This window comes from Lentibacillus salicampi (assembly GCF_004565465.1).
GTDB classification, from domain to species: domain Bacteria; phylum Bacillota; class Bacilli; order Bacillales; family Amphibacillaceae; genus Lentibacillus; species Lentibacillus salicampi.
The window spans coordinates 177,402-199,210 of record NZ_SRHY01000001.1; the positions used below are offsets into that span (position 1 = coordinate 177,402).

Consider the following 21,809-nt stretch of genomic DNA (forward strand, 5'->3'; position numbering starts at 1 on the left):
ACGAAGCGAAAGTATCTTCTATTTTAAGAGGACGTGCCAAGCTACCCGGTCGTTCTTGTAACCGGGCGCTTAAGTTTCTGGTATTAAACTTCCATAATAATCGGCAAAATCATAGGTCTGCGTTTCGTTTTTTCAAAGAGGAATGGTGCAATTGTATCGGTTATTTCATTTTTAATTTCAGACCATTGACTTGTCTTCTTCTCCATTACCTTGTCCAGATGTTTTGCAACAAGTTTCTGGGCTTCATTGATCAGGTCTTCTGATTCGCGCATGTAAACAAATCCGCGGGAAATAATATCAGGACCTGATGCAATTTTAAACTGTTTCATGTTAATGCTGACAACAATCATGACAAGGCCTTCTTCGGACAGGATGCGACGGTCACGTAAGACAATATTTCCGATGTCGCCAATCCCGTTTCCATCAACATAAATGGAACCTGACGGAATTTTCCCGGCAATCATGGCATTGTCGTTGCCCAATGCAAGCACATCCCCATTATCCATAATAAATGAATCATCCGGATCAACACCACACGCTTCGCCAAGCTTAAGATGTTCTTTCAACATCCGGTATTCACCGTGGATCGGCATAAAGTATTTTGGTTTCATGAGTCTGAGCATTAACTTTTGTTCATCCTGGCTGCCGTGACCGGAAGTGTGAATATCACTTAAAGGACCATGGATGACATCTGCCCCGGCCCGATATAATTTGTTAATCGTCCGGCTGACACTCACCTTATTTCCTGGGATTGGTGATGATGAAAACACTACCATATCACCGGGGATAATCTGTATTTGACGGTGAGTCCCATTTGCTATCCGCGACAATGCCGCCATTGGTTCACCCTGGGATCCTGTACAAAGGATGGTTACCTTGTGTGCAGGGAGACGGTTGATTTGGTTCGGTTCAATGAATGTATCCTTAGGTGCCTGGATGTATCCCAGTTCCTGACCGATACGGATTGAAGATTCCATACTCCGCCCAAATACAGCCACTTTACGGTCATATTTGACAGCTGCCTCAACGACCTGCTGTAAACGATAGATGTTGGAGGCAAATGTTGCAAAAATTAACCGACCGTCAACCTTTCCGAAAATGTCATGGATGTTTTGACCAACGACACGTTCGGACATTGTAAACCCTGGCACTTCACTGTTTGTACTGTCTGAAAGCAGGCAAAGCACGCCTTCTTTGCCGATCTCAGCCATTTTCGTTAAGTTTGCAGGATCGCCAACCGGTGTAAAATCAAATTTAAAATCACCAGTATGAACGATATTTCCAGGTGGTGTTTTAACTACGATACCATATGAGTCAGGAATACTGTGAGTCGTACGGAAAAATGAAACAGACGTCTTACGGAATTTGATAACATCATCTTCCTGGATCGTGTTCAGTTTCGCATTCCGCAAGAGGCCATGTTCCTCCAATTTATTTCGAATTAAACCGATTGCAAGTTTTCCGGCATAGATAGGCACATTTAGTTCACGCAACAGATAGGGGATCCCTCCGATGTGATCCTCATGCCCGTGCGTTATGAATAATCCCTTAATTTTATCCTGGTTTTGTGTCAGGTAGGTGTAATCGGGAATAACATAATCGATTCCAAGCAGTTCGTCTTCCGGAAATTTAATACCAGCATCGACGAGGATGATCTCATCTTGAAATTGAATACCATATGTGTTTTTGCCGATTTCACCAAGTCCGCCTAACGCAAAAACTGCCGTCTGATCATTTTTGACAAATTTCATTCTATCAGACGGTCTCCAGTTTAAAATGGTCGGATTTTTTCTCGTAGGCTAAATGTGCATCATCCAGTGCCTGGATAAATTCAATGTTATAGTTGCGGCCGGAAAGCTTATTGCGTACATCTCTTTCAGAATCACCTTCTATATAGAGGCTTTTCGTTCGTTCACGTACAGGAATTTCTTCAGAAAGTTCCTGATATAATACTTTAAAAACCATTCTTTATCGCTCCTGACATTTCAATTCTTTTTGGTCAATCACAGTTTGTTTCCGTATTCCTGTTCCAATTGGTAATAATTTTTCTCCATTACAAAACACTGACGGCAGCAGGCTATATAAACGTAGTCTTCCATTATCGCCCATTGTGCGGCCGTACAGTATCCTAATGGACTTTATTTTCGCAGTAAAACGCATTGACTCAGGGTCTATCCTGCATCATTGACCTAATCAAAGTAGTCCTTTTCAAAGGTTGTAGGTACACGTCCTCTTCCCAGAAAATCTTTCAAGCGTTTTTTCAGCTTTTCTCTCAGGCGCTTCAACATGAGATATGCATCTCCTTTCGTTGTTTAAGAAAAGCAATAAAAACGTTCTGCCGATCCAATCCCTCTTATCTATAGTATAATACGATTGGCGTCAATTTGAAATAAAAAACACTGCATTTGTTTGAAAAAGATCTGCTTTTCGCTTTGCAGAGGGTTTCAACGTGAATGATTAATGGTTATTTTGAGCTGTTTACATAAAATTATGCAGGAACCTATGGTTATAGATTCCTGCATCATTCCTCCGCTACTTCCGGCAGCAAGCTCTTCACCAAACGATGATTCACTGTGCAATCACCCGATTGGTTTGGAATGGTCCGGGATGGCAAATGGATTGCTCTGATTAATATGGTCATAGAACATGACACCATTTAAGTGATCAATTTCATGCTGGACAACGATGGCAGCATAATCTCTTAATCGTAATTTCAGTTCCTTGCCATCCAATCCAATGGCTTTAACAGTGATTCGGGCATTTCGGGGCACATAGCCTTCCACATCACGGTCGACCGAAAGACAGCCTTCCCCTGCTGACAGGTAAGCTTGTTCAACTGAATGACTAACGATTTTAGGGTTAATCAACCCATAACTGTACATTTTCCCCTTCAAATCCTCAAAGTGAACAGCACACATCCGTTTATTGATTCCTAGTTGTGTAGCGGCAAGTCCAACACCGGGGCGCAAATGATATTCATCAGCTATTTTTTCATCCTGACTGTTTTTAATAAATGTCAGCATATCATTTAATAATTGTCTATCTTCATCAGAAGGGGGGATGGGTACCTCCTCAGCTTTTTCACGTAAAGATGGATGTCCTTCGCGGACGATATCATCCATTGTTATCATGATTTGACACTCCCTAGTATAATCAGCGAATAATGGTATTTTAACATAATATGCCCTAAAGCATCATAAATTTGCTGTAGGAGAGGCAAAATTCTACACAACTCATCCGAATTTACCGATGATATGTTATACTAAAGTGCAATATATATTCTGCAGCTGAATTGAAGGAGGAAGTGGTAGTGGTATGGAAAAAGTCGTCATATATTAGTTTATTTATCCTGGTTATTTTTCTATCTGCCTGTAATGGTACAGCAACGTCTGAACAAATTTACAATCATCTGGAAAAAGCGGTTGAACTTGAAAACACATTTGAAGAGCAGCAAGACCCAATCGTTAAACTTGAACAGAAAGAGCAGGAAATATACAGCCAAATCATTGATCTGAGCATGGAAAAATTCGATGAAATGAAGAAACTGTCTGGACAAGCTCTCGACAATATTGAAGCACGAAAAGAGAAAATCAATTTGGAAAAAGAAAGCATAGAGGCTTCAAAAGAAGAGTTCTCCAATGTTGAGGGTATGATTAAGGATTTAGAAGAAGATGCTACGAAAGAAAAGGCCGATGATATGTACAGTGTCATGATGGACCGTTATGATGCCTATGACAAACTTCACCAGGTCTATACTGAGTCATTAACGCTGGAAGAAGAACTATATAAAATGCTGCAGCAGGAAGACCTCGAACAGGATAAATTGTCAGAGCACATAACCAAATTGAACGAAAGTTATCAAAAAGTGATTGATGCCAATCAAGCATTCAATGAACTTACAACTGAGTACAATGCTTTGAAAGAAGAATTTTATAAAGCCGCTGAGATTGACGTGGAATATGAAGGGAATGCCCCAAAGGAACAGGAAAAAAGTACAGAGGAGTCAAATGAATCAGGCCAGGAAAAGGACCCGGATGAATAAGTCATCCGGGTCCTTTTTTTTGGATTTTTAATACGATTTACTAATACAGTTTAGTGTTTTGGTTATAACAGATCATTCATTTCAGAGCTCAAAAACAGTGTAAACGCTGCCAACCCCGGGAAAAAATAAAAAATAAAGCAAAGTGATTGACCAAATGGTTATATATGGGCTAAACTTTAAACTGAATCATAAATTGTACCAGTGAATTTTGTCTATAAAGTGTAACAGTTCTTTTGTTTTGTTTGCGGTAGGATTATCATCCGTGAAAAAGGGGAACATGTTTTAAAGGATTTCCCCGCATTTTAAGGCAAATGGGTGCAGATTTTTTCATATTTCGGGAAGACTGGAAAAGAATATAAACAGTTAATCAGAAAGGAAGAGGTGAACCATTTTGAAAGACGTACTTGAAAATATTGAAGGACAGTTCGAAATGTTCCAGGTTCTTGATGAAAATGGTGAAGTCGTTAATAAAGACTGGATGCCTGATCTTTCAGATGATGATCTGAAGGAACTGATGCGCCGGATGGTTTATACACGCGTGCTTGACCAGCGTTCAATCGCTCTAAATCGTCAAGGGCGTTTAGGATTTTATGCACCGACAGCAGGACAAGAAGCTTCTCAATTGGGGAGTCACTTTGCGTTGGAGGAAGATGATTACATTCTGCCGGCGTACCGGGACGTCCCACAGCTGATTTGGCATGGTCTTCCGTTATATCAGGCCTTCCTGTTTTCACGAGGCCACTTCCATGGCAACCAGTTCCCTGAAGGTGTGAATGCTTTGAGTCCGCAAATTATTATTGGGGCACAAATTACACAGGCAGCTGGCGTTGCGCTGGGTATTAAAAAACGTGGCAAAAAAGCTGTTGCCGTTACATATACCGGTGACGGCGGAACCTCTCAAGGCGATTTCTATGAAGGGCTCAACTTCGCAGGGGCGTATGATGCGCCGGCGATCTTCTTTGTGCAAAATAACCAGTTTGCCATTTCAGTCCCAGTTGAAATGCAGACAAATGCAAAAACATTGGCGCAAAAAGGTGTGGCAGCAGGTCTTCCAAGCTACCAGGTTGACGGCATGGACGTTCTGGCAGTTTATGCGGCAACCAAACACGTTCGCGAACGTGCTGTGAACGGAGATGGCCCTGCGCTGATTGAGACGGTAACATATCGTTACGGCCCGCACACCATGGCCGGTGACGACCCGACACGTTACCGTACAGAAGACATGACGAGTGAATGGGAAAAAAGAGACCCGCTTGTCCGTCTGCGCAAGTTGCTTGAAAAGAAAGATCTCTGGTCAGAAGATGATGAAAATAAAGTGATTGATGATGCCAAAGAAGATATTAAAAAGGCGATTAAAAAGGCTGATGATTATCCAAAACAAAAAGTCACAGACTTAATCGATATTATGCATGAAGAACTTCCAAACAACCTGCAGGAGCAAATGGAAGAATATAAAGAAAAGGAGTCGAAGTAAATCATGGCACAAAAAACAATGATTCAAGCTATCACCGACGCGATGCATCATGAATTAAAAAATGATGACAATGTGCTTATTTTCGGTGAAGATGTTGGCCAAAACGGCGGCGTATTCCGTGCTACAGAAGGATTACAGGATGAATTCGGGGAAGAACGGGTATTTGACACGCCGCTTGCTGAATCGGGAATTGGCGGCCTTTCACTTGGTCTTGCACTGCAGGGGTTTCGGCCGGTGCCGGAAATTCAGTTTATCGGGTTTACTTATGAAGCGATGGATGCAATTAATGGCCAAATAGCACGTATGCGTTATCGCTCAGGCGACAGCAAGTCTGCGCCAATCACGATTCGCACGCCATTTGGGGGCGGTGTCCATACGCCGGAACTTCATGCAGACTCATTGGAAGGGCTTATTGCGCAGCAACCGGGTATCCGGGTTGTGATTCCTTCGACTCCTTATGATGCAAAAGGGCTACTGATTTCATCGATACGCAACAATGATCCGGTCTTCTTTATGGAACACATGAAACTGTACCGTTCATTCCGTGATGAAGTTCCCGATGAAGCCTATACAGTAGAACTTGATAAAGCTGATGTTAAGCGGGAAGGCAAAGACGTGACCCTTATTGGATATGGTGCCATGGTTCATACCGCATTAAAAGCCGCCGAGGAACTGGAAAAAGATAATATCGAGGCGGAAGTGATTGACTTGCGCACGGTATCGCCTATTGATACGGAAACCATTGTAGAATCGGTTAAAAAGACAAACCGTGTTGTCGTGTTGCAGGAAGCACAACGACAGGCAGGAGTTGCTTCAAATGTGATTTCGGAAATTCAGGAGCGTGCCATCCTGCATCTCGAAGCCCCGATTCTGCGCGTAACGGCACCTGATACCGTTTATCCATTTTCACAGGCAGAAGAAGTATGGCTGCCAACGCATAAAGACGTAATCGACAAGGTAAATGAAGTCATTAACTTTTAATGAATGATCGGAGGTCGTAAGTATGGCGTATAACTTTAAACTCCCTGATATTGGTGAAGGCATACACGAAGGTGAAATTGCCAAGTGGTTCGTTAAAGAAGGCGACGAGGTTAAAGAAGATGACGTATTGTGCGAAGTTCAGAATGATAAAGCCGTCGTCGAAATTCCTTCACCCGTTGATGGGACAGTAACAAAAGTGCATGTTGACGAAGGTGAAGTAGCTGTTGTCGGAAATACCCTGATCTCATTTGATGCAGAAGGCTATGACGACGAGGAAGATGACGGCGAGGACGAACAGGAAGAAACGGAAAAAACTGAAGCAACTTCTGAGTCAAACGAAGGAACTAAAGATGAAGAAAAAGCAAGTCACGAGCAAAAATCAGATGAAATGAATGAAAAATCTTCTGATGACAAACGCGTTATTGCTATGCCGTCTGTTCGCAAATACGCCCGTGATCATGATGTGACTATCCAGGACGTACAAGGATCTGGTAAAAACGGCCGTATTCTTAAGGAAGATGTCGATAAGTACTTAAGCGGCGACCAGCAAGCAGGCGAGTCCGCTGAAGCCGATGAACCATCACAACAGCCTGCAGCTGCACAATCGTCACAAGGCGATTATCCGGAAACACGCGAAAAAATGAGCGGTGTCCGGAAGACAATTGCGAATGCAATGGTCAATTCCAAGACGAAAGCACCACATGTCACACTTATGGATGACGTGGATGTTACCGAACTCGTGGCTCATCGGAAGAAATTTAAAGAAGTTGCCGCAGAGCAGGACATTAAACTGACTTATTTGCCATATGTGGTAAAAGCACTGATTTCAGCATCGAAGAACTATCCAATATTAAATGCTGCAGTTGATGATGATACGAATGAAATCATCTATAAACATTACTACAACATTGGTATTGCTGCCGATACAGACAGAGGATTAATGGTACCAGTCGTAAAAGATGCGGACCGTAAATCAATTTTCACCATCTCACAAGAAGTGAATGAATTGGCAGTAAAAGCCCGGGATGGTAAACTAACACCGGGAGAGATGAAGGGTGCTTCCAACACAATTTCAAACATCGGTTCAGCCGGTGGTCAGTGGTTTACGCCGGTACTTAATTATCCGGAAGCGGTCATTCTTGGCATTGGGCGCATTCAGGAAAAACCAATTGTCCGTGACGGCGAGATTGTTGTAGCTCCGGTATTGGCAGTATCTCTTAGCTTTGATCACCGTATTGTTGACGGCGCAACTGGCCAGCTGGCACTGAACCAGATTAAGCGGTTGTTGAACGATCCACAATTAATTATGATGGAGGCGTGAGTTATGGTAGTAGGAGATTTTCCAATTGAAACAGACACTCTTGTGGTGGGGGCAGGACCTGGCGGCTATGTAGCTGCCATCCGTGCTGCTCAATCCGGTCAAAAGGTAACTATTGTTGAGAAAGGTGATTTAGGCGGCGTTTGCCTGAATGTCGGCTGTATCCCTTCTAAAGCATTAATTGAAGCCGGACACAAGACACAAGCTGCTCAGGGTAATGCAGATTTGGGAATTACGACGGAAAATGTTTCGGTTGATTTTTCCAAAGTTCAGGAATGGAAAGGACAAGTGGTCAACAAACTGACATCCGGGGTTGAAAGTCTGTTGAAAGGCAATAAAGCGGATATTGTGAAAGGTGAAGTTTACTTTGTCGATAAAAATACGGTCAAAGTAATGGACGAAAAAAATTCACAGACGTACACCTTCAATAACTGTATTATTGCAACCGGCTCGACACCTATTGAAATTCCGAACTTCAAATATTCCGACCGCGTATTGGATTCTACCGGTGCGTTAAATCTTCAGGAGATCCCTGACAAAATGGTTGTTGTCGGTGGCGGCTATATCGGGATTGAACTTGGCACTGCTTATGCAAACTTCGGAACAGAAGTAACCATTCTGGAAGGTACAAAGGAAATTCTTGGGACGTTTGAAAAGCAGCTTAAACAGCCTGTTAAAAAAGGTCTGAAGAACAAAAATGTTAATGTAGTCACCGAAGCCATGGCGAAGGGTGTCGAGGAATCAGATGATGGTGTGAAAGTTACGTATGAAGTCAATGGAAAAGAAGAAACGGTTGATGCGGATTACGTTCTCGTTACCGTCGGACGTCAGCCAAATACAGAGGAGATTGGCCTCGAGCAGGTTGGAATTGACGTAGACGATAAAGGACTTATAAAAATTGATAAGCAATGCCGCACAAATGTGGACAACATTTACGCGATTGGTGATATTGTTGAAGGACTCCCGCTTGCTCATAAAGCCTCTTATGAAGGCAAAGTGGCTGCAGAAGCAATCAGCGGTGAAAAATCAGAAATAGATTATCTTGCTATTCCTTCTGTTGTTTTCTCTGATCCAGAGCTTGCCAGTGTCGGTTATACAGAGACGGAAGCGAAAGATGCCGGATATGATGTAAAAGCATCTAAATTCCCATTTGGAGCTAATGGCCGGGCACTATCACTGAACAATACGGACGGATTTATGAAATTGATCACCAGAAAAGAAGACGGTCTCGTGATTGGGGCACAAGTTGCCGGCCCTAATGCAAGTGACGTGATTGCTGAAGTAGGTCTTGCAATTGAAGCAGGCATGACAGCAGAAGACATCGCTCTTACCATTCATGCACATCCAAGCTTGGGTGAAACGGTTATGGAAGCAGCGGATGTTGCATTGGGAACACCAATCCATACGATGTAAAATAGTAAATACAAAAAACAAGTGAAGACCTGCATATAAAATAAACCCACGTCCCGGTGTTTGACGGGCGTGGGTTATTTTTGTGTAAATGCCTGGTATTTATAAAGTGAAACTTCATTCACTGGGGTTTCTCTCCCCGTTAAGGCGAAACAAATAAAGCTGTCCAGGGGAGGGGCATCCCTCTCCGGACAGCTTTGTGTATTAAAGTTCTCTATCATCTTCAGCATCAGGAAGTGTTTTCTTGAATCCTTTACGCATTTTTCTTAGTTCCTTTTGTTGGCTTTCCCGGAATTCAGGATCATGTTCGCGTTGTTTGTGTTCCATCATTAAAATTCCATGTTCGTTTTTCAATGCTTTGAGTAGTGAAATACACATAAAGATCATTAAAATCGCAAACGGGAAGGCTGCGATCAGCATGGCCATTTGGAGTGCATTTAGACCGCCTGACCACAATAAAACTGCTGCAGTTCCAGCTAGGACAATGCCCCAGATAACTTTAACACTCATGCCTGGATTTAACTTGCCGCCTGTTGTCAGCATACCAAGCACAAACGTGCCGGAATCGGCCGAAGTGATGAAAAAGCAGGAAATCAGGAGCACAGCAATACCGATGATAACTGCTGCCAAAGGTTGTGATTCAAGGAATGCAAACAATGCCACTTCATTTCCCATTTCGTTCATTAACTGATGGATAACGCCGCCTTCAGCTACATCCATTTCCAATCCGGCAATTCCAAAAACAGAGAACCAGAAAGCACTGAATAATACCGGTATGGCCGTTACCCCGATGACAAATTCACGAATCGTCCTTCCTCTTGAAACCCGGGCTATAAAGGTACCAACAAATGGCGACCAGCCAATCCACCAGGACCAGTAAAAGAGTGTCCATGAATTCAGAAACTCCCTGTCACCGGTAAATGCATTCATACCAAATGTCATATTGGGCAAATTTTGTATATAGTTCCCCAGTGTGGTTGTAAACGACTCAATCATTTGTACAGATGAGCCGAGAATGAACACAAAGAGCATCAATGCCACAGCAAGAACAATATTTGTCCAACTAAGATAGCGGATGCCCCGATTGATGCCTGTCGTGGCAGAAAGCATAAATAACAGGGTGATAATTAAAATGACAATCAGATTGGTTACCAGTGTATTCGGAATACCATCGAATGTAAAACTTAAACCGGCTGTAATCTGTGTTGCTCCAAGGCCAAGAGACGTGGCAATACCAAATACAGTAGCGAAAACGGCAAGCGTATCAATCGCAACTCCCAGACCGCCTTTCGATCGGTCGCCGATCAACGGTGCAAAAATGGAACTGATCAAAGCAGGTGCCCGGTGGCGGAATTTAAAATAAGCCAGTGCTAATGCGAGTACTGCGTATGTAGCCCATGGATGAAATCCCCAATGGAACAAGGTGTATTGCATGGACTCTTCTGCAGCAGCTGTGGTTTCAGGATCAGCAGAAGAAGGTGAATAGTAATGTGTTACAGGCTCCGTTACACCGTAGAATACGAGACCGACCCCCATACCGGCCGTGAACAAAAATGCAAACCAGGTGAAATAACTGTATTCCGGCTTGTCATCCGGCTTTCCAAGCTTGATTTTACCGTATGGTCCAAAAATCAAAAACAATGCCAGCACAATGAACCCTGTTGTGACCAGCAAATAAAACCAGCCAAAAGTGTCTGAAATAAAACCGTCAATCAAGCCTAACACATATTCAACATTTGATGGAAAAAACGCTCCCCATATGATAAATACCAGTACGATTGCAATAGACACCCAAAAAACAGATGTAAATGTTTTGGATTTAATAATAAGACCTCCCTGTAATTTAAGTCAAAACTCTTGTAGTATAACATGAATAGACAGCATGTCAATTTTTTCGAGATTGGAAGCCCCGAAATCGAGCCTGTTGTAGCATCTCACTGTATATGTTTGGGATCAGACGCTAATTTGCACCTCCTGTTCATCCATCTTTCTTTTTTATTGTTGCTCAACTTTACCCCTTTTTTTATAACATTAACCTTGGTCCCGGGTAAAATGTTGTACTCGTTCGTCTCTTTATTGATTTTTTGATGGTTTCAACGATTTGAGTGGAGGGTATATTTAGTTTGTCCCAATTGATAAATAATAACCGTTACCGATGATCGGAATAGCAGTTTAAAAAACAAAAACCATAGTCAAGCAGCTATGGTTTACGATATAATGACATTAGCATCGAAGAGTATAAGGAGGACAAAACTGTGAAAAACATCTTGTGGGTTTTATTCGCCATAGTTCTGCTGATGTCCGCCTGTACAGATGATACAACAAGTACAGATAAAACAAAAGGTCAGCAGGATGACAGTGAAAAAACGGAAGAATCAGAAGCCAATACACCAGATTCTGATGAAAATGAAGCTGAAGATACTAAAAAGGAGAACTCCGAGCCAGAGCAGCAGGAACAAGATAAGGAAAAGGTCGCAGAACCGGTTTATAAAATCAATGAGAATTCTTCTATCGTCCCAATCGGTGAGAAAGGCGAAGAGAAAACAGTGTTGTTAACAATTGATGATGCACCTGATGGCCATGCTTTGGAAATGGCAAAAACGCTAAAGGATTTAGATGCAGGTGCGATTTTTTTCGTTAACGGCCATTTTCTGGAAGCGCCAGAGGAAAAGGAAGTGCTGCAGAAAATCCACGATATGGGATTCGCAATCGGCAATCATACATATAATCACGTCTATTTACCTGACTTGCCGACCGATGAGCAAAAAGTGGAAATCACCAGCTTGAATGACACCGTTGAGGATATTATCGGGGAACAGCCGAAGTTTTTCAGAGCGCCAAATGGTGCCAATACTGATTTTACGAAACAGTTGGTTAAAGATGAAGGTATGGTTGCGATGAACTGGACCTACGGATATGATTATTTCGAACCGTATATGGATGCTGAAAAACTGACCAAGGCTATGATAACAGGAAAAGGACCGGAAGTGGATGTTCCTCAAAGTCTGTTGAAACCGGGAGCTAATTTGCTGATGCACGATCGTGAATGGACGGCTGCAGCATTGGAAGACATTGTACAAGGGCTACGTGACCAGGGGTACAAGATAGCAGATCCATCATTGATTCAAACAGTTGAATAAACAACCAAGCCAGCTGCAGCAATTACAGCTGGTTTTTACTGACGACAAAAGCACTATTCTATACACGTTAAAAACATATTTTTGAATATGATATACTAATTAGTATTTGACAGCCGAAATGTGTCATACTATAATTTTATTAAAATAAGTGCTAAAGAAAAGGGGATGGATCAGGTGGGTACAATTGTTTGTCAGGATTGTCAGCGAATCATTGAATACTTTGATGATGAAAAAGTTTCGACCCTTTTTGGTACATGTCCGACTTGCGAGCAAAAATGAGGCCGCTTTCACTTGAAAGGGGGTAGGGACAAATGTCCCGCCCCCTTTTGTATTAGCCGTGATCAATGATTCCTGATATGATAAAGGAAAAAGGGGAGGGTTTTCTGTGAGATGGGAGACAGAGATTACCAAGTTGTTACATATTCAATATCCGATTGTGCAAGGGGGGCTGGCTTATTTAGCTTATGCTGATTTGGCCGCCGCTGTTTCAAATGCCGGCGGGCTTGGGCAAATTACGGCTATGAGTCTTGACTGCCCGGAGGCATTGCGTGCAGAAATACAAAAAGTGAAAACCATGACAGACAAACCATTTGGGGTGAATTATGCTATCGGGCAGCATGGCAGGCCTTACGAGCAGATGGTGCAAGTGACCATAGATGAAAAAGTGCCGGTTATATCCGTCACAGGCGGCAATCCAAAAGGTGTGCTTGACATGGTTAAGGATTATCCGATCAAAAAACTGGTGTTAACAGCAGCTCGAAGACAAGCGGAAAAAGCAGCAGAACTTGGTGCGGACGCTGTCATGGTTGTCGGTCAGGAAGGAGGCGGTCACCTCGGTCGTGGTGATACCGGAACGTTCGTGCTAACGCCACAGGTAGCTGATTCGGTGCCTATTCCAGTGATTGCCTCAGGAGGCATCGTTGATGGTCAGGGGATGATGGCGGCGCTTGCCCTTGGAGCGGAAGGAATTGAAATGGGGACAAGATTTATTGCCACCAGAGAATGTGTTGACGCTAACCCGGCATACAAACAGGAACTCGTTGATGCGGATGAAAATGCAACCGTCGTGATCAAACGGTCACTGGGGACACCAGCCAGAGCATTAAAAAACGCATGGACAGAGGAAATACTGGAACTTGAAAGGCAATATGGTGATTACGAGTCATTGAAAACACATATCAGTGGCGAAGCAAACAAACAGTATATTCATAAAGGGGAAGAGACTGCCGGGTTTGGTTGGGCCGGCCAGGGCGCTGGAAGAATCCACACTATCCCGACAGTGAAAGAATTGATTGATTCTATGGTGGAGGAAGCTGCAGCTATACGCAGCAAATGGTGTTGAATGAGGTGAATAACAACAATGAATTACCATTATCCATTGGATGACGCATGGTCGAAACAGGAAGTTATCGACGTCGTTCATTTCTTTTCGTTAGTGGAGCAAGCATACGAAAAACAGGTGAAACGGGATGATTTTTTAGCAGCATACCAAAAGTTCAAGCAAGTTGTCCCGGCGAAAAGCGAGGAAAAGACGTATTTCAGGGAATTTGAACAAGCATCGGGATATGCTAGTTTTCCGGTTGTTAAAAATGCAAAGAACAGTGACCAAAAAATAATTAAAATGCCGCCCGTCAACTGACCTTTAACTAAGAATAAAAGGTCAGTTTTAGAAGAGAAAATATAACATAACATTATATTTAGGGATACAAAACCACAGATGATTTTGTATCCCTTTTTTGGCTATATGAAGCTCTTTGTCAGCAATAGCCATGTCCAGCTTCGACGTACAGGACGTACTAGTGCCGGCGTTGGCACAGGGCGTGCCGAACTTAGCCGGCCAGCGCCAACCCTCTCGAGGTCTTAAGCAGTCATTTTACGTGGTAAAACCCGCCACTACAAATGCTTGCTTAAGCTTTTCGGGGGTGAACAAGGGACCCGGCGCTTTTCTTATTGTTGTAACAGTCTAATATTTAACTTGTGTAACCATATCATGAACGAATTACCATACCCGTTAGCGGGAGTCTAAAAACTTATGAACATTAGTTTTATACCTGTCAGGTGCAACGCATTTACTGAATTTCGTAAACTTAAGGCACATAAATTATCTGAAACGTTCAACCCTTTTAATTGATAATCGTTATCACTTATTATATAGTATATAGTAACGTTACCTATAATTGAGTGAGGAGAATATAGAATGAAAATATACTGGACGAAAATAAATAAGATCATTGAAGAAACACCTGACATTAAAACATATCTGCTTGATTGCCCGGAAGGCTTTACTTGGGAAGAAGGCTCCCACACTCACTTTGCACTGGAGGGTTTTAATGCCGGAGAACATCCAAACCGCAGCCTGATTCGCCACATGTCAATATCCACTTTACCGCACGAAAATTCAATTGGAATCACTACACGTATTAGAGAGCAGTGTTCTGAGTTTAAAACGATTTTAAGAAATCTTGAAGTCGGCAATAAAGTTGCGCTGTTTAAGACGTATTCGAATGTGCCACTAAAAAGAGAAGACAAAAATGTTTACCTGCTGTCATCAGGTGTCGGCCTGGCCACTTTCAGACCGCTTGTCCTTGATTATTTCCAACGTGCCGACAACGTCAAACAAATTCATTCCCTGAATATCGATTCTTCAAAAGAATTCTTATTCACGAATGTTTTTGAATCCACACCTGACAAGAAGTTCACATCGCGGTTCGTCGATAACCGTAAAGACTACTATGAAGAGTTGAAAAGTCTTGCTGAAGACAAGGAGGGACTCTTCTATGTTGTCGGCAGCGACGAATTCCTTATGCAGAACATTGAAGTATTGCGTGAGCACGATATCAAGCCGGAACAGATGATGCTTGACAAGCACGAACAAGAACTGCCCGAGTTTTTACCTAAGCAAAAAATACTTTAACGGGCGTGAAACATGTTCCGCTATAAACGCTCTGCAGTGTGAATGTGCGGGGGTTTTACCAGAATTTCTCCGTTACAACGGAAGATGGGAATGATGGAACCAATTTTTCTGAAATCATCCCCTCAACAAATCCTGTCTACGCTTACGTTGTCAGGCAATTCTTTAGTAGTCCTCCACACCTTGACTTATAATAGATAGTGTAGACAATCAAAGGAGGAATCACCATGAAAGGCTGGCAGTTTGTTGAAACAAATGAACCGTTAGAATTAGTAGAAAAAGAGGGTCCAAAGGTTGAAACTGACAAAGTTGTCATCAGGCAGTTCAGCAAGTAATGCTTTCCATCCTAAATCTCTTAGAACGCCAACATCAATTTACATAATAGAGGGCGGGACATAGCGAAAAATTCAGCACAAAAACCGGACAGCTGTCGGGGCGTATTGGACAACCAGATGAAATCGCCAAGGCTGTAGCATTCCTTGCTTCTGATGAAAGTTCTTATTGCACGGGCACCGAGATTGTTGTTGATGGGGGAATGACACTTGGAACTGCTGATGAATAAATAAACTTTGTCGAACAGGGTCATTATATTAAATAAATAAAAAGGAACGTTATAATGACAAACCAAATGAAGCGTTTTGAAAACAAGGTGGCATTGGTAACAGGCGGACGGTCGGGGATTGGTCGGGCCATCGCTTGCCGTCTGCGTGATGAAGGGGCAATCGTGGTTACTGCACAGCGCGGTGAGGATGGGGAATTTGACTGGATCGCGGCAGATTTCTCTGATCCTAATACACCGGATCGGATTGTGAATGAGGTCATCGCCCGTACAGGACGGCTTGACGTCTTGGTCAATAACGCTGGCATGATGCAGGAAGCCTTGATAGAAGAAATGAGTCTTGAGGATTGGCAGCGCAATCTCAACGTAAATCTGACAGCTCCCTTTCTGCTGATTCGTGCGGCGCTGCCTCACCTGCGCGAAACGCGGGGTAACATTATTAATATTGGATCGGTTGAAGGATTAGCAGCGAATCCCGAACATGCGGCTTACAGTGCCACTAAGACGGGCATTCATGGATTGACGCGTTCAGTGGCGGTGGATCATGGTCATGAGGGCATCCGTTGCAATGCGGTGGCCCCGGGCTGGATCGACACGGACTTGAATCTTAATTTAATTGAAAGGGAGCCTGATCCAGAGGCGTTCCGACGCGACATAAATCGTATCCACCCTGTAGGTCAGACAGGGACCCCCGAAGACGTGGCGGCGCTAGTGGCTTTTCTAGCTGCTAGTGAGGCTGGGTTTATCACAGGACAAGTCTATACGGTGGATGGGGGCAGGGCATCAAAATTGAGCCTCCCTTAGGAATTTAAAAACGCTCAGAATAGAAGTTTGAGCGTTTTTATTTGCTATATTATTCGTTGACAGATGAAAAGAATGCTAGTTAGTGCGAATTGTTCCTTGATCTTATCATTTTTATCATCCAGAACTGAGTCCGTTACACAAAAAAGGTCTATTATCTAACCCATTGAGATTTTGTAAAGGGGTGTGAGTGTTTCAAATGTGCTCCTGGCTTCGTTTAAAAATGCGCTGCCATCAGAGAGTATTGGGTCATCCGGTTTGAAGGACCTACCGATCAGGAATTCAGCTTTTTTGACATTTTGCAACCGTGTCAATGCTTTTTCTAAGTCTGTTTCAGATAACTTTACGGCTTCCTTTTTGGTATGATCCAGTGAAATGACGTAGTGATCAGGTATAGAACCCCTTATGTCATCTATTTGGTTCAGGAATGACTTAGCAACCTCCTGTTTACCCGGCATTTCATAAATATAAGCAAGCCACATAAATAAATGGTCGTCCCATAGACCAATCTGAAAATGGGGATGTTTTTTATACCCGCGCTTATTGTGGCAAAAAGCCATCCATGTATCAGTCGGCGGGTTTTTGGTTCTTCTGGCGTGCTGTGCTATATGCACATGCATGTCGTTACCAGTCATATCCGACAAGTTATCGGAGAGTTCTTCGCCGATTGTTTTGAATTTAGGCTGGATATTTCCTCGTATAGCTTCCATGCGTTCTTCAAGACCGTCAATGGAGAAAATACTAAAGTCTTTTTCCGTAAAACCTGTAAAATTCATTGATACCATCCTTTCAATCGTATAATGACTGCTGGTCCACGAAGGCGTTGACGAGCTAAGCCTTTGTTCAAAGATAAGAAAGTATAAAATTGTTGGCTTCAGTGGAAAAAAGCGCTCCACTGATTGAAGTTTCACTTTGTAATTATTATTAGACAAAAACGTCATCCGGTCAAGCTTAACATTTCAAATTAAAATGTTTAAAAATTACAAAATAGGGGAATGTTTAAATAGCTGGTTTACGGTGTTCATGAACAAATTACAGCAGGGAAGCATATAAATAATAAAAGCCATTTGAAAGGTTGTGGGTAACATGAAATTTGTCATAGAGGATCTTAGGAAAGACATCGATCGTAAAAGGCTGCCTGTTATCCGTATTGAAATTGATTATGAATTAATGACATTATATGATGCCATACAAGCAAATGATAGCGTCCAAATCATCAAATCAAAGGAAAAGCTGAAACAGTTGCGTCTGCAGTTAATGGAACTGACAGCTGGTGAATAGAAGCTGTTCCAAAGATTTTCTTTTATTCTTGCCTTCTGACTAACGTCTGTCCCCAAAATTTACATACACTGTACTGGTTCATGTACTTATTTGGGGTGGTTTTTTCCTGGGTTTCTGATGTTTTTAAACACATCATGACCCCTGAATATGATTCTTGTCCTTCAATTTGATATCATGGTACCAGACTGAAAAACTGGAGGCCTATAGATGAACGAGACATTTCGCGAAAAATTATATCAGCAGGCAAAAGAATGGGTAGTCGAAGCGGGCACAACAATCCGGGAAAAGATAAATGATCCGCTGACAATCAGCACGAAGTCAGACCGGAATGATCTTGTGACCACGATGGACAAGGACACAGAATATTTTTTTATGACAAATATCAAACGAACTTATCCGGACCATTTCATAATTAGTGAAGAAGGTTATGGTGATGAACTGCAGTCACTCGGTGGTACTGTCTGGATTATTGACCCCATTGATGGAACAATGAATTTCGTACATCAGAAGCGAAATTTTGCCATATCGGTTGGGATTTATCAGGATGGTATAGGTGAAATTGGTCTTATCTATGATGTGATGGCTGATGAATTATACAGTGCGAAGCGGGGGGAGGGGGCCTTTAAAAATAATATGGCATTATCCCCGCTTCCTGAACAGAAAAGTCTTTATGATTCTATTTTGGGCTTAAATCACTTCTGGCTTTGTGAAAATCGGCTGGTTGAAGAAAAGGTCATACAGGAATTGGTGAGGACTGTCAGAGGCTCGAGGACGTTCGGATCAGCGGCTTTGGAATTTGCCTACGTTGCTGAAGGGATAATGGACGGTTATATGACAATGGGTCTCGCCCCGTGGGATATCGCAGCAGGGATTGTTATTGTGAATGAAACAAGGGGCAGAACGACGGATGCATTTGGCGGTTCACTCAATCTTCTGCAGAAAAGTTCTGTTTTAACCTGCAACCCGGCTATACAGGAGCAAATTGTCAATGAATATATGATAAAAGGAAGAAAGTGACTCCGTTGTGAAGTCACTTTCTTTTGCGCTTTAATGATAGCCCGTATCCCATAAAAACGAAACCGAGCACAATAAATAATAAAATAAGCCAAATGTTACGAAGAGCGATTGCAACCCCGACAAGCACAAACATTAAAATAACGAGGGTTGCCAGCAGCAGCATGGGTAAATCAAGTTTTTTCATTATTTACACCCCAATTTCCATAAACCAGTATATAACATTAAGCGTTTATGTTCAAAAGTTGTCGATTTTTCAACTGGCGCGGGAGTAAAAGATTTAGTATGATGGTTAAAGAAAAGATTAAGGCGATAGTAATTTCAATGTTGCGGTAACGGGGGATATCAATGGATAATAGTTTCAGTCTGGTTTTTGAATTTATGGTTAATTATCGGGACAGTATCAATGTTTTTTGGACATTCTATGTGATTAATCTAGTTCTGGCAGCTATAGCTTATAAACTTGGATTCGCCAAAGAATTGCCTGTTTTAAAATCAGTTCTGGTTTACATCATGCTTGCATTTGGAATGCTTATTTTAAATTTATTCAGTATTGTCGGCTATCCGATTACAGACAGTCTGATCGTCATTTGTATTGTTCTGGCTATTTATCGTTTCAGGCTGCATCTTGAGCGCAAATCCAAACAGGCTTAAAAAAACTCCCGGTCAGGGAGTTTTTTAAAAGGCGGTTCAAAAAATCCGGTGAAACTGACACGTTAACAGAGGATCTTTTGCTACACTGGCCCACGTCAATCACCTATTAACGAACTCACCACGCCGTGTGAAAGCCCGGCCGCCAATACTGCACCGCCCCGAACTTTCAACGCACAGGACATGCTGACGCAGGCATTGGCAATTGTCGTCGCGCCGTTGACCTGCCAGCCCCCTCTTTTTGAACATGCACTTTAAATTAAATCTTTTTTCTTTTTCTTTGGGTCATACAGTCGAAAACTGCCTGTCGCATGTCTTCTTTTTGTCTTATCATCAATTCGATCGTAGCATTCGGAGCATAAGTACATATAAATTCTGCGGTTGCGCAGTCTTTTTGCCTGCAATGAGTCATCTTTTATATCGTGTACTGTGTCGCATAACACACATTGTACTTTCATAACATGTCACCTCGAACGTTGGACTCTTCCACAACTATAACATGGCAGAGGGCTTGTATGAAAGTGGATGTTTGATGGTAAGGTCGTCTGGGAATAAGATAATTAATCGTAACGTTAAAGGAAAGGGTGATGATATGAAAAAACGGTATGTTGCTTCAGTTGCCGGGGCGATAGGGGCTGGGATCACCGGATATTTACTGAGAAATGAAGAAAACAGGCAAACGCTGAAATCAAAAGTAAAAAACAACACTGCAAAGATGAGAAATTTTTATGCGGACAATCAAACCGATTCAACATTGGAAGATGCAGGAGCGCCGGATCAGGTGGCATCAAAGGACTTTGCACAGCTGGAGAATTCAAGAATGGTGTCAGAAGGCTCCCAGTTCGGTGTGCAATATTATAATAAAGTGAAAGAAGAAGACGGCAAAATGGATACATGAAATCAACAGGTGCCTTTCGGTTTTATCCGGGCAGGCACCTGCTTTAATGAGTCTCACATTGTTTGCTTTTCTGCATATTCACGTAGTTGCTACTCCTGATTTTGTTGATTGGATTGATTTTCTTCCACGTCATCTAACTGCTGTTCTTTATCTTTCGGGATTGATTTCTTATTTTGATCACCTTCATCCGGTCGGTCTTCATTAATTGGAAAGTCAGGCATGTAACGGCCCACAATGGCTGACAACTCGTCTATAAACCCTTGCACGGGATAGCCTTGTGCTATTTTGTCGCCCATTGACCGGATTCGTTCAACAACATCACCGTCAGCTACTACTACTGCAGTTTTTCCATATGGATCTTTTTGCAATGCTTCAAGAACCGAATATTTGATGGTGCCAACACGCGAACGATCCAGGTCTTTATCGACATCAATGCCAACAACGGCGTATGGACCAGCGACCACAGAGGCTGCATCTTGTACATCAGGGACATCACTTGCCACATTTGCTAAATGGGAGGCAATCTCAGTATTGGATAAATTTTGCTGTTTAACAGGGTTAGAGTCTTCCACTTGGATAAAACGGTCATTATTACCGGTTTCGTCAGGCAATGATTGTTCTTCCTGATTTTGCTGGCATCCAACTAGAAGTGTGAAACACAAGAAAGACAGTATTCCTAAGCGTAGCAGCATGTATACTCCTCCTTTAAGATAAACACGGAATGGACTGTCTTTCTAGTCTGGTTCATCAATCATAAATTATACGAAAAAAAGGCTGTTCATCCCGGAAGAATGAACAGCCTGAAATCAGTTAACAGTAATTTTTTGAATGCCTTTAATCGGATTTTCCTGATTAGACCCATCACTGTACAATAATTGAACGGGGCCCTCCTCTTTCAGTGGTTTACCGTCCAAGGAAAATAACAGATAACTTTTTTCCAGCGTTGTCAACGAAATCGTTTCGTCTCCGTTTGCTGTTTCAAGTGTGACGCTATTGGCATCTTTCTTTACTTCGGCGTAGCCCAGGAAAGTTGCTATTGGCATAACATAAGAATTCTCGAGGATTTTCTCGCGTTCTTTACGTGGTATACCTTTATTAATTTTATTGATGGGCGGTTTAAGATTTTGCTGGAAGACTTCCTGGCTGAAACGGTCAGAAGCCTTGGCAAGGTCATCTTTTTCGTCCTTTTCTTGTACATCGGCGTTAAACGCATCCTCAAGCAGTATTTTCCGGTCGTCAAAGATCCATACTGTCGGATCCAATGTTATCGTGTATGTAACGTTACCAGTTATTGGAACAATCATGCATAATCACCTCTTTTATGACGTA

At 42.5% G+C, this 21,809-nt stretch carries 24 protein-coding genes and 1 pseudogene; 16 read left to right on the forward strand and 9 right to left on the reverse strand.

Going from position 1 to position 21,809, the window contains the following annotated elements; genetic code table 11:
* Positions 1-83: 83 nt before the first annotated feature.
* From rnjA to def, 3 genes are all read right to left on the reverse strand, one after another.
* On the reverse strand, positions 84-1,751 hold the full coding sequence (gene rnjA / locus E4U82_RS00895; protein ID WP_135108152.1) for a ribonuclease J1: 1,668 nt from the start codon (positions 1,749-1,751) through the stop codon (positions 84-86).
* Between the two features lie 4 nt (positions 1,752-1,755).
* Positions 1,756-1,965 (reverse strand): DNA-dependent RNA polymerase subunit epsilon, encoded by a 210-nt coding sequence (locus E4U82_RS00900; protein WP_135108153.1) that lies wholly within the window; start codon positions 1,963-1,965, stop codon positions 1,756-1,758.
* 614 nt (positions 1,966-2,579) lie between these two features.
* On the reverse strand, positions 2,580-3,131 hold the full coding sequence (def, locus tag E4U82_RS00905) for a peptide deformylase (protein WP_135108154.1): 552 nt from the start codon (positions 3,129-3,131) through the stop codon (positions 2,580-2,582).
* A gap of 179 nt (positions 3,132-3,310) precedes the next feature.
* Here def and E4U82_RS00910 point away from each other — a divergent pair, with 179 nt between their 5' ends.
* From E4U82_RS00910 to lpdA, 5 genes are all read left to right on the forward strand, one after another.
* On the forward strand, positions 3,311-4,042 hold the full coding sequence (locus E4U82_RS00910) for a YkyA family protein (RefSeq protein WP_135108155.1): 732 nt from the start codon (positions 3,311-3,313) through the stop codon (positions 4,040-4,042).
* Between the two features lie 391 nt (positions 4,043-4,433).
* Entirely contained in the window at positions 4,434-5,516 is a 1,083-nt protein-coding gene (gene pdhA / locus E4U82_RS00915) for a pyruvate dehydrogenase (acetyl-transferring) E1 component subunit alpha (RefSeq protein WP_135108156.1), read from the forward strand.
* A gap of 3 nt (positions 5,517-5,519) precedes the next feature.
* On the forward strand, positions 5,520-6,497 hold the full coding sequence (locus tag E4U82_RS00920) for an alpha-ketoacid dehydrogenase subunit beta (RefSeq protein ID WP_135108157.1): 978 nt from the start codon (positions 5,520-5,522) through the stop codon (positions 6,495-6,497).
* A gap of 22 nt (positions 6,498-6,519) precedes the next feature.
* The gene (locus E4U82_RS00925; protein WP_135108158.1) at positions 6,520-7,818 is read left to right on the forward strand and encodes a dihydrolipoamide acetyltransferase family protein; all 1,299 of its coding nucleotides are present in this window, start codon (positions 6,520-6,522) and stop codon (positions 7,816-7,818) included.
* 3 nt (positions 7,819-7,821) lie between these two features.
* Positions 7,822-9,228: a dihydrolipoyl dehydrogenase gene (gene lpdA, locus E4U82_RS00930; protein WP_135108159.1), complete on the forward strand. Its 1,407-nt coding sequence runs from the start codon at positions 7,822-7,824 to the stop codon at positions 9,226-9,228.
* Between the two features lie 201 nt (positions 9,229-9,429).
* Here lpdA and E4U82_RS00935 read toward each other — a convergent pair whose 3' ends face one another.
* Complete coding sequence (locus E4U82_RS00935; RefSeq protein WP_280687126.1) at positions 9,430-11,016, reverse strand: BCCT family transporter; 1,587 nt, start codon at positions 11,014-11,016, stop codon at positions 9,430-9,432.
* 464 nt (positions 11,017-11,480) lie between these two features.
* Here E4U82_RS00935 and E4U82_RS00940 point away from each other — a divergent pair, with 464 nt between their 5' ends.
* From E4U82_RS00940 to E4U82_RS00970, 7 genes and pseudogenes are all read left to right on the forward strand, one after another.
* A complete protein-coding gene (locus tag E4U82_RS00940) occupies positions 11,481-12,365 on the forward strand; it encodes a polysaccharide deacetylase family protein (RefSeq protein WP_245183480.1) in 885 nt (294 codons plus the stop codon).
* A 174-nt stretch (positions 12,366-12,539) separates the two neighbouring features.
* Positions 12,540-12,644, forward strand: coding sequence for a GapA-binding peptide SR1P (locus E4U82_RS00945; RefSeq protein WP_135108160.1), 105 nt, complete (start codon positions 12,540-12,542; stop codon positions 12,642-12,644).
* A 106-nt stretch (positions 12,645-12,750) separates the two neighbouring features.
* Positions 12,751-13,707 (forward strand): NAD(P)H-dependent flavin oxidoreductase, encoded by a 957-nt coding sequence (locus tag E4U82_RS00950; RefSeq protein WP_135108161.1) that lies wholly within the window; start codon positions 12,751-12,753, stop codon positions 13,705-13,707.
* An 18-nt stretch (positions 13,708-13,725) separates the two neighbouring features.
* Positions 13,726-14,004: a UPF0223 family protein gene (locus E4U82_RS00955; protein ID WP_135108162.1), complete on the forward strand. Its 279-nt coding sequence runs from the start codon at positions 13,726-13,728 to the stop codon at positions 14,002-14,004.
* Positions 14,005-14,562: 558 nt separating this feature from the next.
* On the forward strand, positions 14,563-15,279 hold the full coding sequence (locus E4U82_RS00960) for a dihydropteridine reductase (RefSeq protein ID WP_135108163.1): 717 nt from the start codon (positions 14,563-14,565) through the stop codon (positions 15,277-15,279).
* 430 nt (positions 15,280-15,709) lie between these two features.
* Positions 15,710-15,838 (forward strand): annotated as a pseudogene (locus E4U82_RS00965) (SDR family oxidoreductase); the annotation flags it as partial.
* A 54-nt stretch (positions 15,839-15,892) separates the two neighbouring features.
* Entirely contained in the window at positions 15,893-16,639 is a 747-nt protein-coding gene (locus E4U82_RS00970; RefSeq protein WP_245183481.1) for an SDR family NAD(P)-dependent oxidoreductase, read from the forward strand.
* A gap of 155 nt (positions 16,640-16,794) precedes the next feature.
* On the opposite strand, the gene E4U82_RS00975 is transcribed toward E4U82_RS00970, so the two are convergent.
* Positions 16,795-17,412 (reverse strand): YktB family protein, encoded by a 618-nt coding sequence (locus E4U82_RS00975; RefSeq protein WP_135108164.1) that lies wholly within the window; start codon positions 17,410-17,412, stop codon positions 16,795-16,797.
* Positions 17,413-17,722: 310 nt separating this feature from the next.
* Here E4U82_RS00975 and E4U82_RS00980 point away from each other — a divergent pair, with 310 nt between their 5' ends.
* A complete protein-coding gene (locus E4U82_RS00980) occupies positions 17,723-17,917 on the forward strand; it encodes a hypothetical protein (RefSeq protein WP_135108165.1) in 195 nt (64 codons plus the stop codon).
* Between the two features lie 207 nt (positions 17,918-18,124).
* The gene (locus E4U82_RS00985) at positions 18,125-18,934 is read left to right on the forward strand and encodes an inositol monophosphatase family protein (RefSeq protein WP_135108166.1); all 810 of its coding nucleotides are present in this window, start codon (positions 18,125-18,127) and stop codon (positions 18,932-18,934) included.
* Between the two features lie 13 nt (positions 18,935-18,947).
* Here the strand turns inward: E4U82_RS00985 and E4U82_RS19735 are convergent, their stop codons facing one another.
* Complete coding sequence (locus E4U82_RS19735; protein WP_167751285.1) at positions 18,948-19,118, reverse strand: DUF5325 family protein; 171 nt, start codon at positions 19,116-19,118, stop codon at positions 18,948-18,950.
* 161 nt (positions 19,119-19,279) lie between these two features.
* Between E4U82_RS19735 and E4U82_RS00990 the strand changes: the two genes are divergently transcribed.
* The gene (locus E4U82_RS00990; RefSeq protein WP_135108167.1) at positions 19,280-19,585 is read left to right on the forward strand and encodes a YlaH-like family protein; all 306 of its coding nucleotides are present in this window, start codon (positions 19,280-19,282) and stop codon (positions 19,583-19,585) included.
* A gap of 251 nt (positions 19,586-19,836) precedes the next feature.
* Here the strand turns inward: E4U82_RS00990 and E4U82_RS00995 are convergent, their stop codons facing one another.
* The gene (locus tag E4U82_RS00995; protein ID WP_135108168.1) at positions 19,837-20,040 is read right to left on the reverse strand and encodes a YlaI family protein; all 204 of its coding nucleotides are present in this window, start codon (positions 20,038-20,040) and stop codon (positions 19,837-19,839) included.
* A 134-nt stretch (positions 20,041-20,174) separates the two neighbouring features.
* Here E4U82_RS00995 and E4U82_RS01000 point away from each other — a divergent pair, with 134 nt between their 5' ends.
* Positions 20,175-20,480, forward strand: coding sequence for a hypothetical protein (locus E4U82_RS01000; RefSeq protein WP_135108169.1), 306 nt, complete (start codon positions 20,175-20,177; stop codon positions 20,478-20,480).
* Between the two features lie 89 nt (positions 20,481-20,569).
* Here E4U82_RS01000 and E4U82_RS01005 read toward each other — a convergent pair whose 3' ends face one another.
* Both E4U82_RS01005 and E4U82_RS01010 read right to left on the reverse strand, forming a co-directional pair.
* A complete protein-coding gene (locus tag E4U82_RS01005) occupies positions 20,570-21,172 on the reverse strand; it encodes a YhcN/YlaJ family sporulation lipoprotein (RefSeq protein ID WP_135108170.1) in 603 nt (200 codons plus the stop codon).
* Between the two features lie 114 nt (positions 21,173-21,286).
* On the reverse strand, positions 21,287-21,784 hold the full coding sequence (locus E4U82_RS01010) for a hypothetical protein (RefSeq protein ID WP_135108171.1): 498 nt from the start codon (positions 21,782-21,784) through the stop codon (positions 21,287-21,289).
* Between the last annotated feature and the right edge of the window lie 25 nt (positions 21,785-21,809).

What these genes read in the sequence shown, in the direction of transcription:
- rnjA (WP_135108152.1), bottom strand. Translation starts at nt 1,751, where the DNA reads ATGAAATTTGTCAAAAATGATCAGACGGCAGTTTTTGCGTTAGGCGGA.
- E4U82_RS00900 (WP_135108153.1), bottom strand. Translation starts at nt 1,965, where the DNA reads ATGGTTTTTAAAGTATTATATCAGGAACTTTCTGAAGAAATTCCTGTA.
- def (WP_135108154.1), bottom strand. Translation starts at nt 3,131, where the DNA reads ATGATAACAATGGATGATATCGTCCGCGAAGGACATCCATCTTTACGT.
- E4U82_RS00920 (WP_135108157.1), top strand. Translation starts at nt 5,520, where the DNA reads ATGGCACAAAAAACAATGATTCAAGCTATCACCGACGCGATGCATCAT.
- E4U82_RS00925 (WP_135108158.1), top strand. Translation starts at nt 6,520, where the DNA reads ATGGCGTATAACTTTAAACTCCCTGATATTGGTGAAGGCATACACGAA.
- lpdA (WP_135108159.1), top strand. Translation starts at nt 7,822, where the DNA reads ATGGTAGTAGGAGATTTTCCAATTGAAACAGACACTCTTGTGGTGGGG.
- E4U82_RS00955 (WP_135108162.1), top strand. Translation starts at nt 13,726, where the DNA reads ATGAATTACCATTATCCATTGGATGACGCATGGTCGAAACAGGAAGTT.
- E4U82_RS00960 (WP_135108163.1), top strand. Translation starts at nt 14,563, where the DNA reads ATGAAAATATACTGGACGAAAATAAATAAGATCATTGAAGAAACACCT.
- E4U82_RS00970 (WP_245183481.1), top strand. Translation starts at nt 15,893, where the DNA reads ATGACAAACCAAATGAAGCGTTTTGAAAACAAGGTGGCATTGGTAACA.
- E4U82_RS00975 (WP_135108164.1), bottom strand. Translation starts at nt 17,412, where the DNA reads ATGAATTTTACAGGTTTTACGGAAAAAGACTTTAGTATTTTCTCCATT.
- E4U82_RS00980 (WP_135108165.1), top strand. Translation starts at nt 17,723, where the DNA reads ATGAAATTTGTCATAGAGGATCTTAGGAAAGACATCGATCGTAAAAGG.
- E4U82_RS00985 (WP_135108166.1), top strand. Translation starts at nt 18,125, where the DNA reads ATGAACGAGACATTTCGCGAAAAATTATATCAGCAGGCAAAAGAATGG.
- E4U82_RS19735 (WP_167751285.1), bottom strand. Translation starts at nt 19,118, where the DNA reads ATGAAAAAACTTGATTTACCCATGCTGCTGCTGGCAACCCTCGTTATT.
- E4U82_RS00990 (WP_135108167.1), top strand. Translation starts at nt 19,280, where the DNA reads ATGGATAATAGTTTCAGTCTGGTTTTTGAATTTATGGTTAATTATCGG.
- E4U82_RS00995 (WP_135108168.1), bottom strand. Translation starts at nt 20,040, where the DNA reads ATGAAAGTACAATGTGTGTTATGCGACACAGTACACGATATAAAAGAT.
- E4U82_RS01000 (WP_135108169.1), top strand. Translation starts at nt 20,175, where the DNA reads ATGAAAAAACGGTATGTTGCTTCAGTTGCCGGGGCGATAGGGGCTGGG.
- E4U82_RS01005 (WP_135108170.1), bottom strand. Translation starts at nt 21,172, where the DNA reads ATGCTGCTACGCTTAGGAATACTGTCTTTCTTGTGTTTCACACTTCTA.
- E4U82_RS01010 (WP_135108171.1), bottom strand. Translation starts at nt 21,784, where the DNA reads ATGATTGTTCCAATAACTGGTAACGTTACATACACGATAACATTGGAT.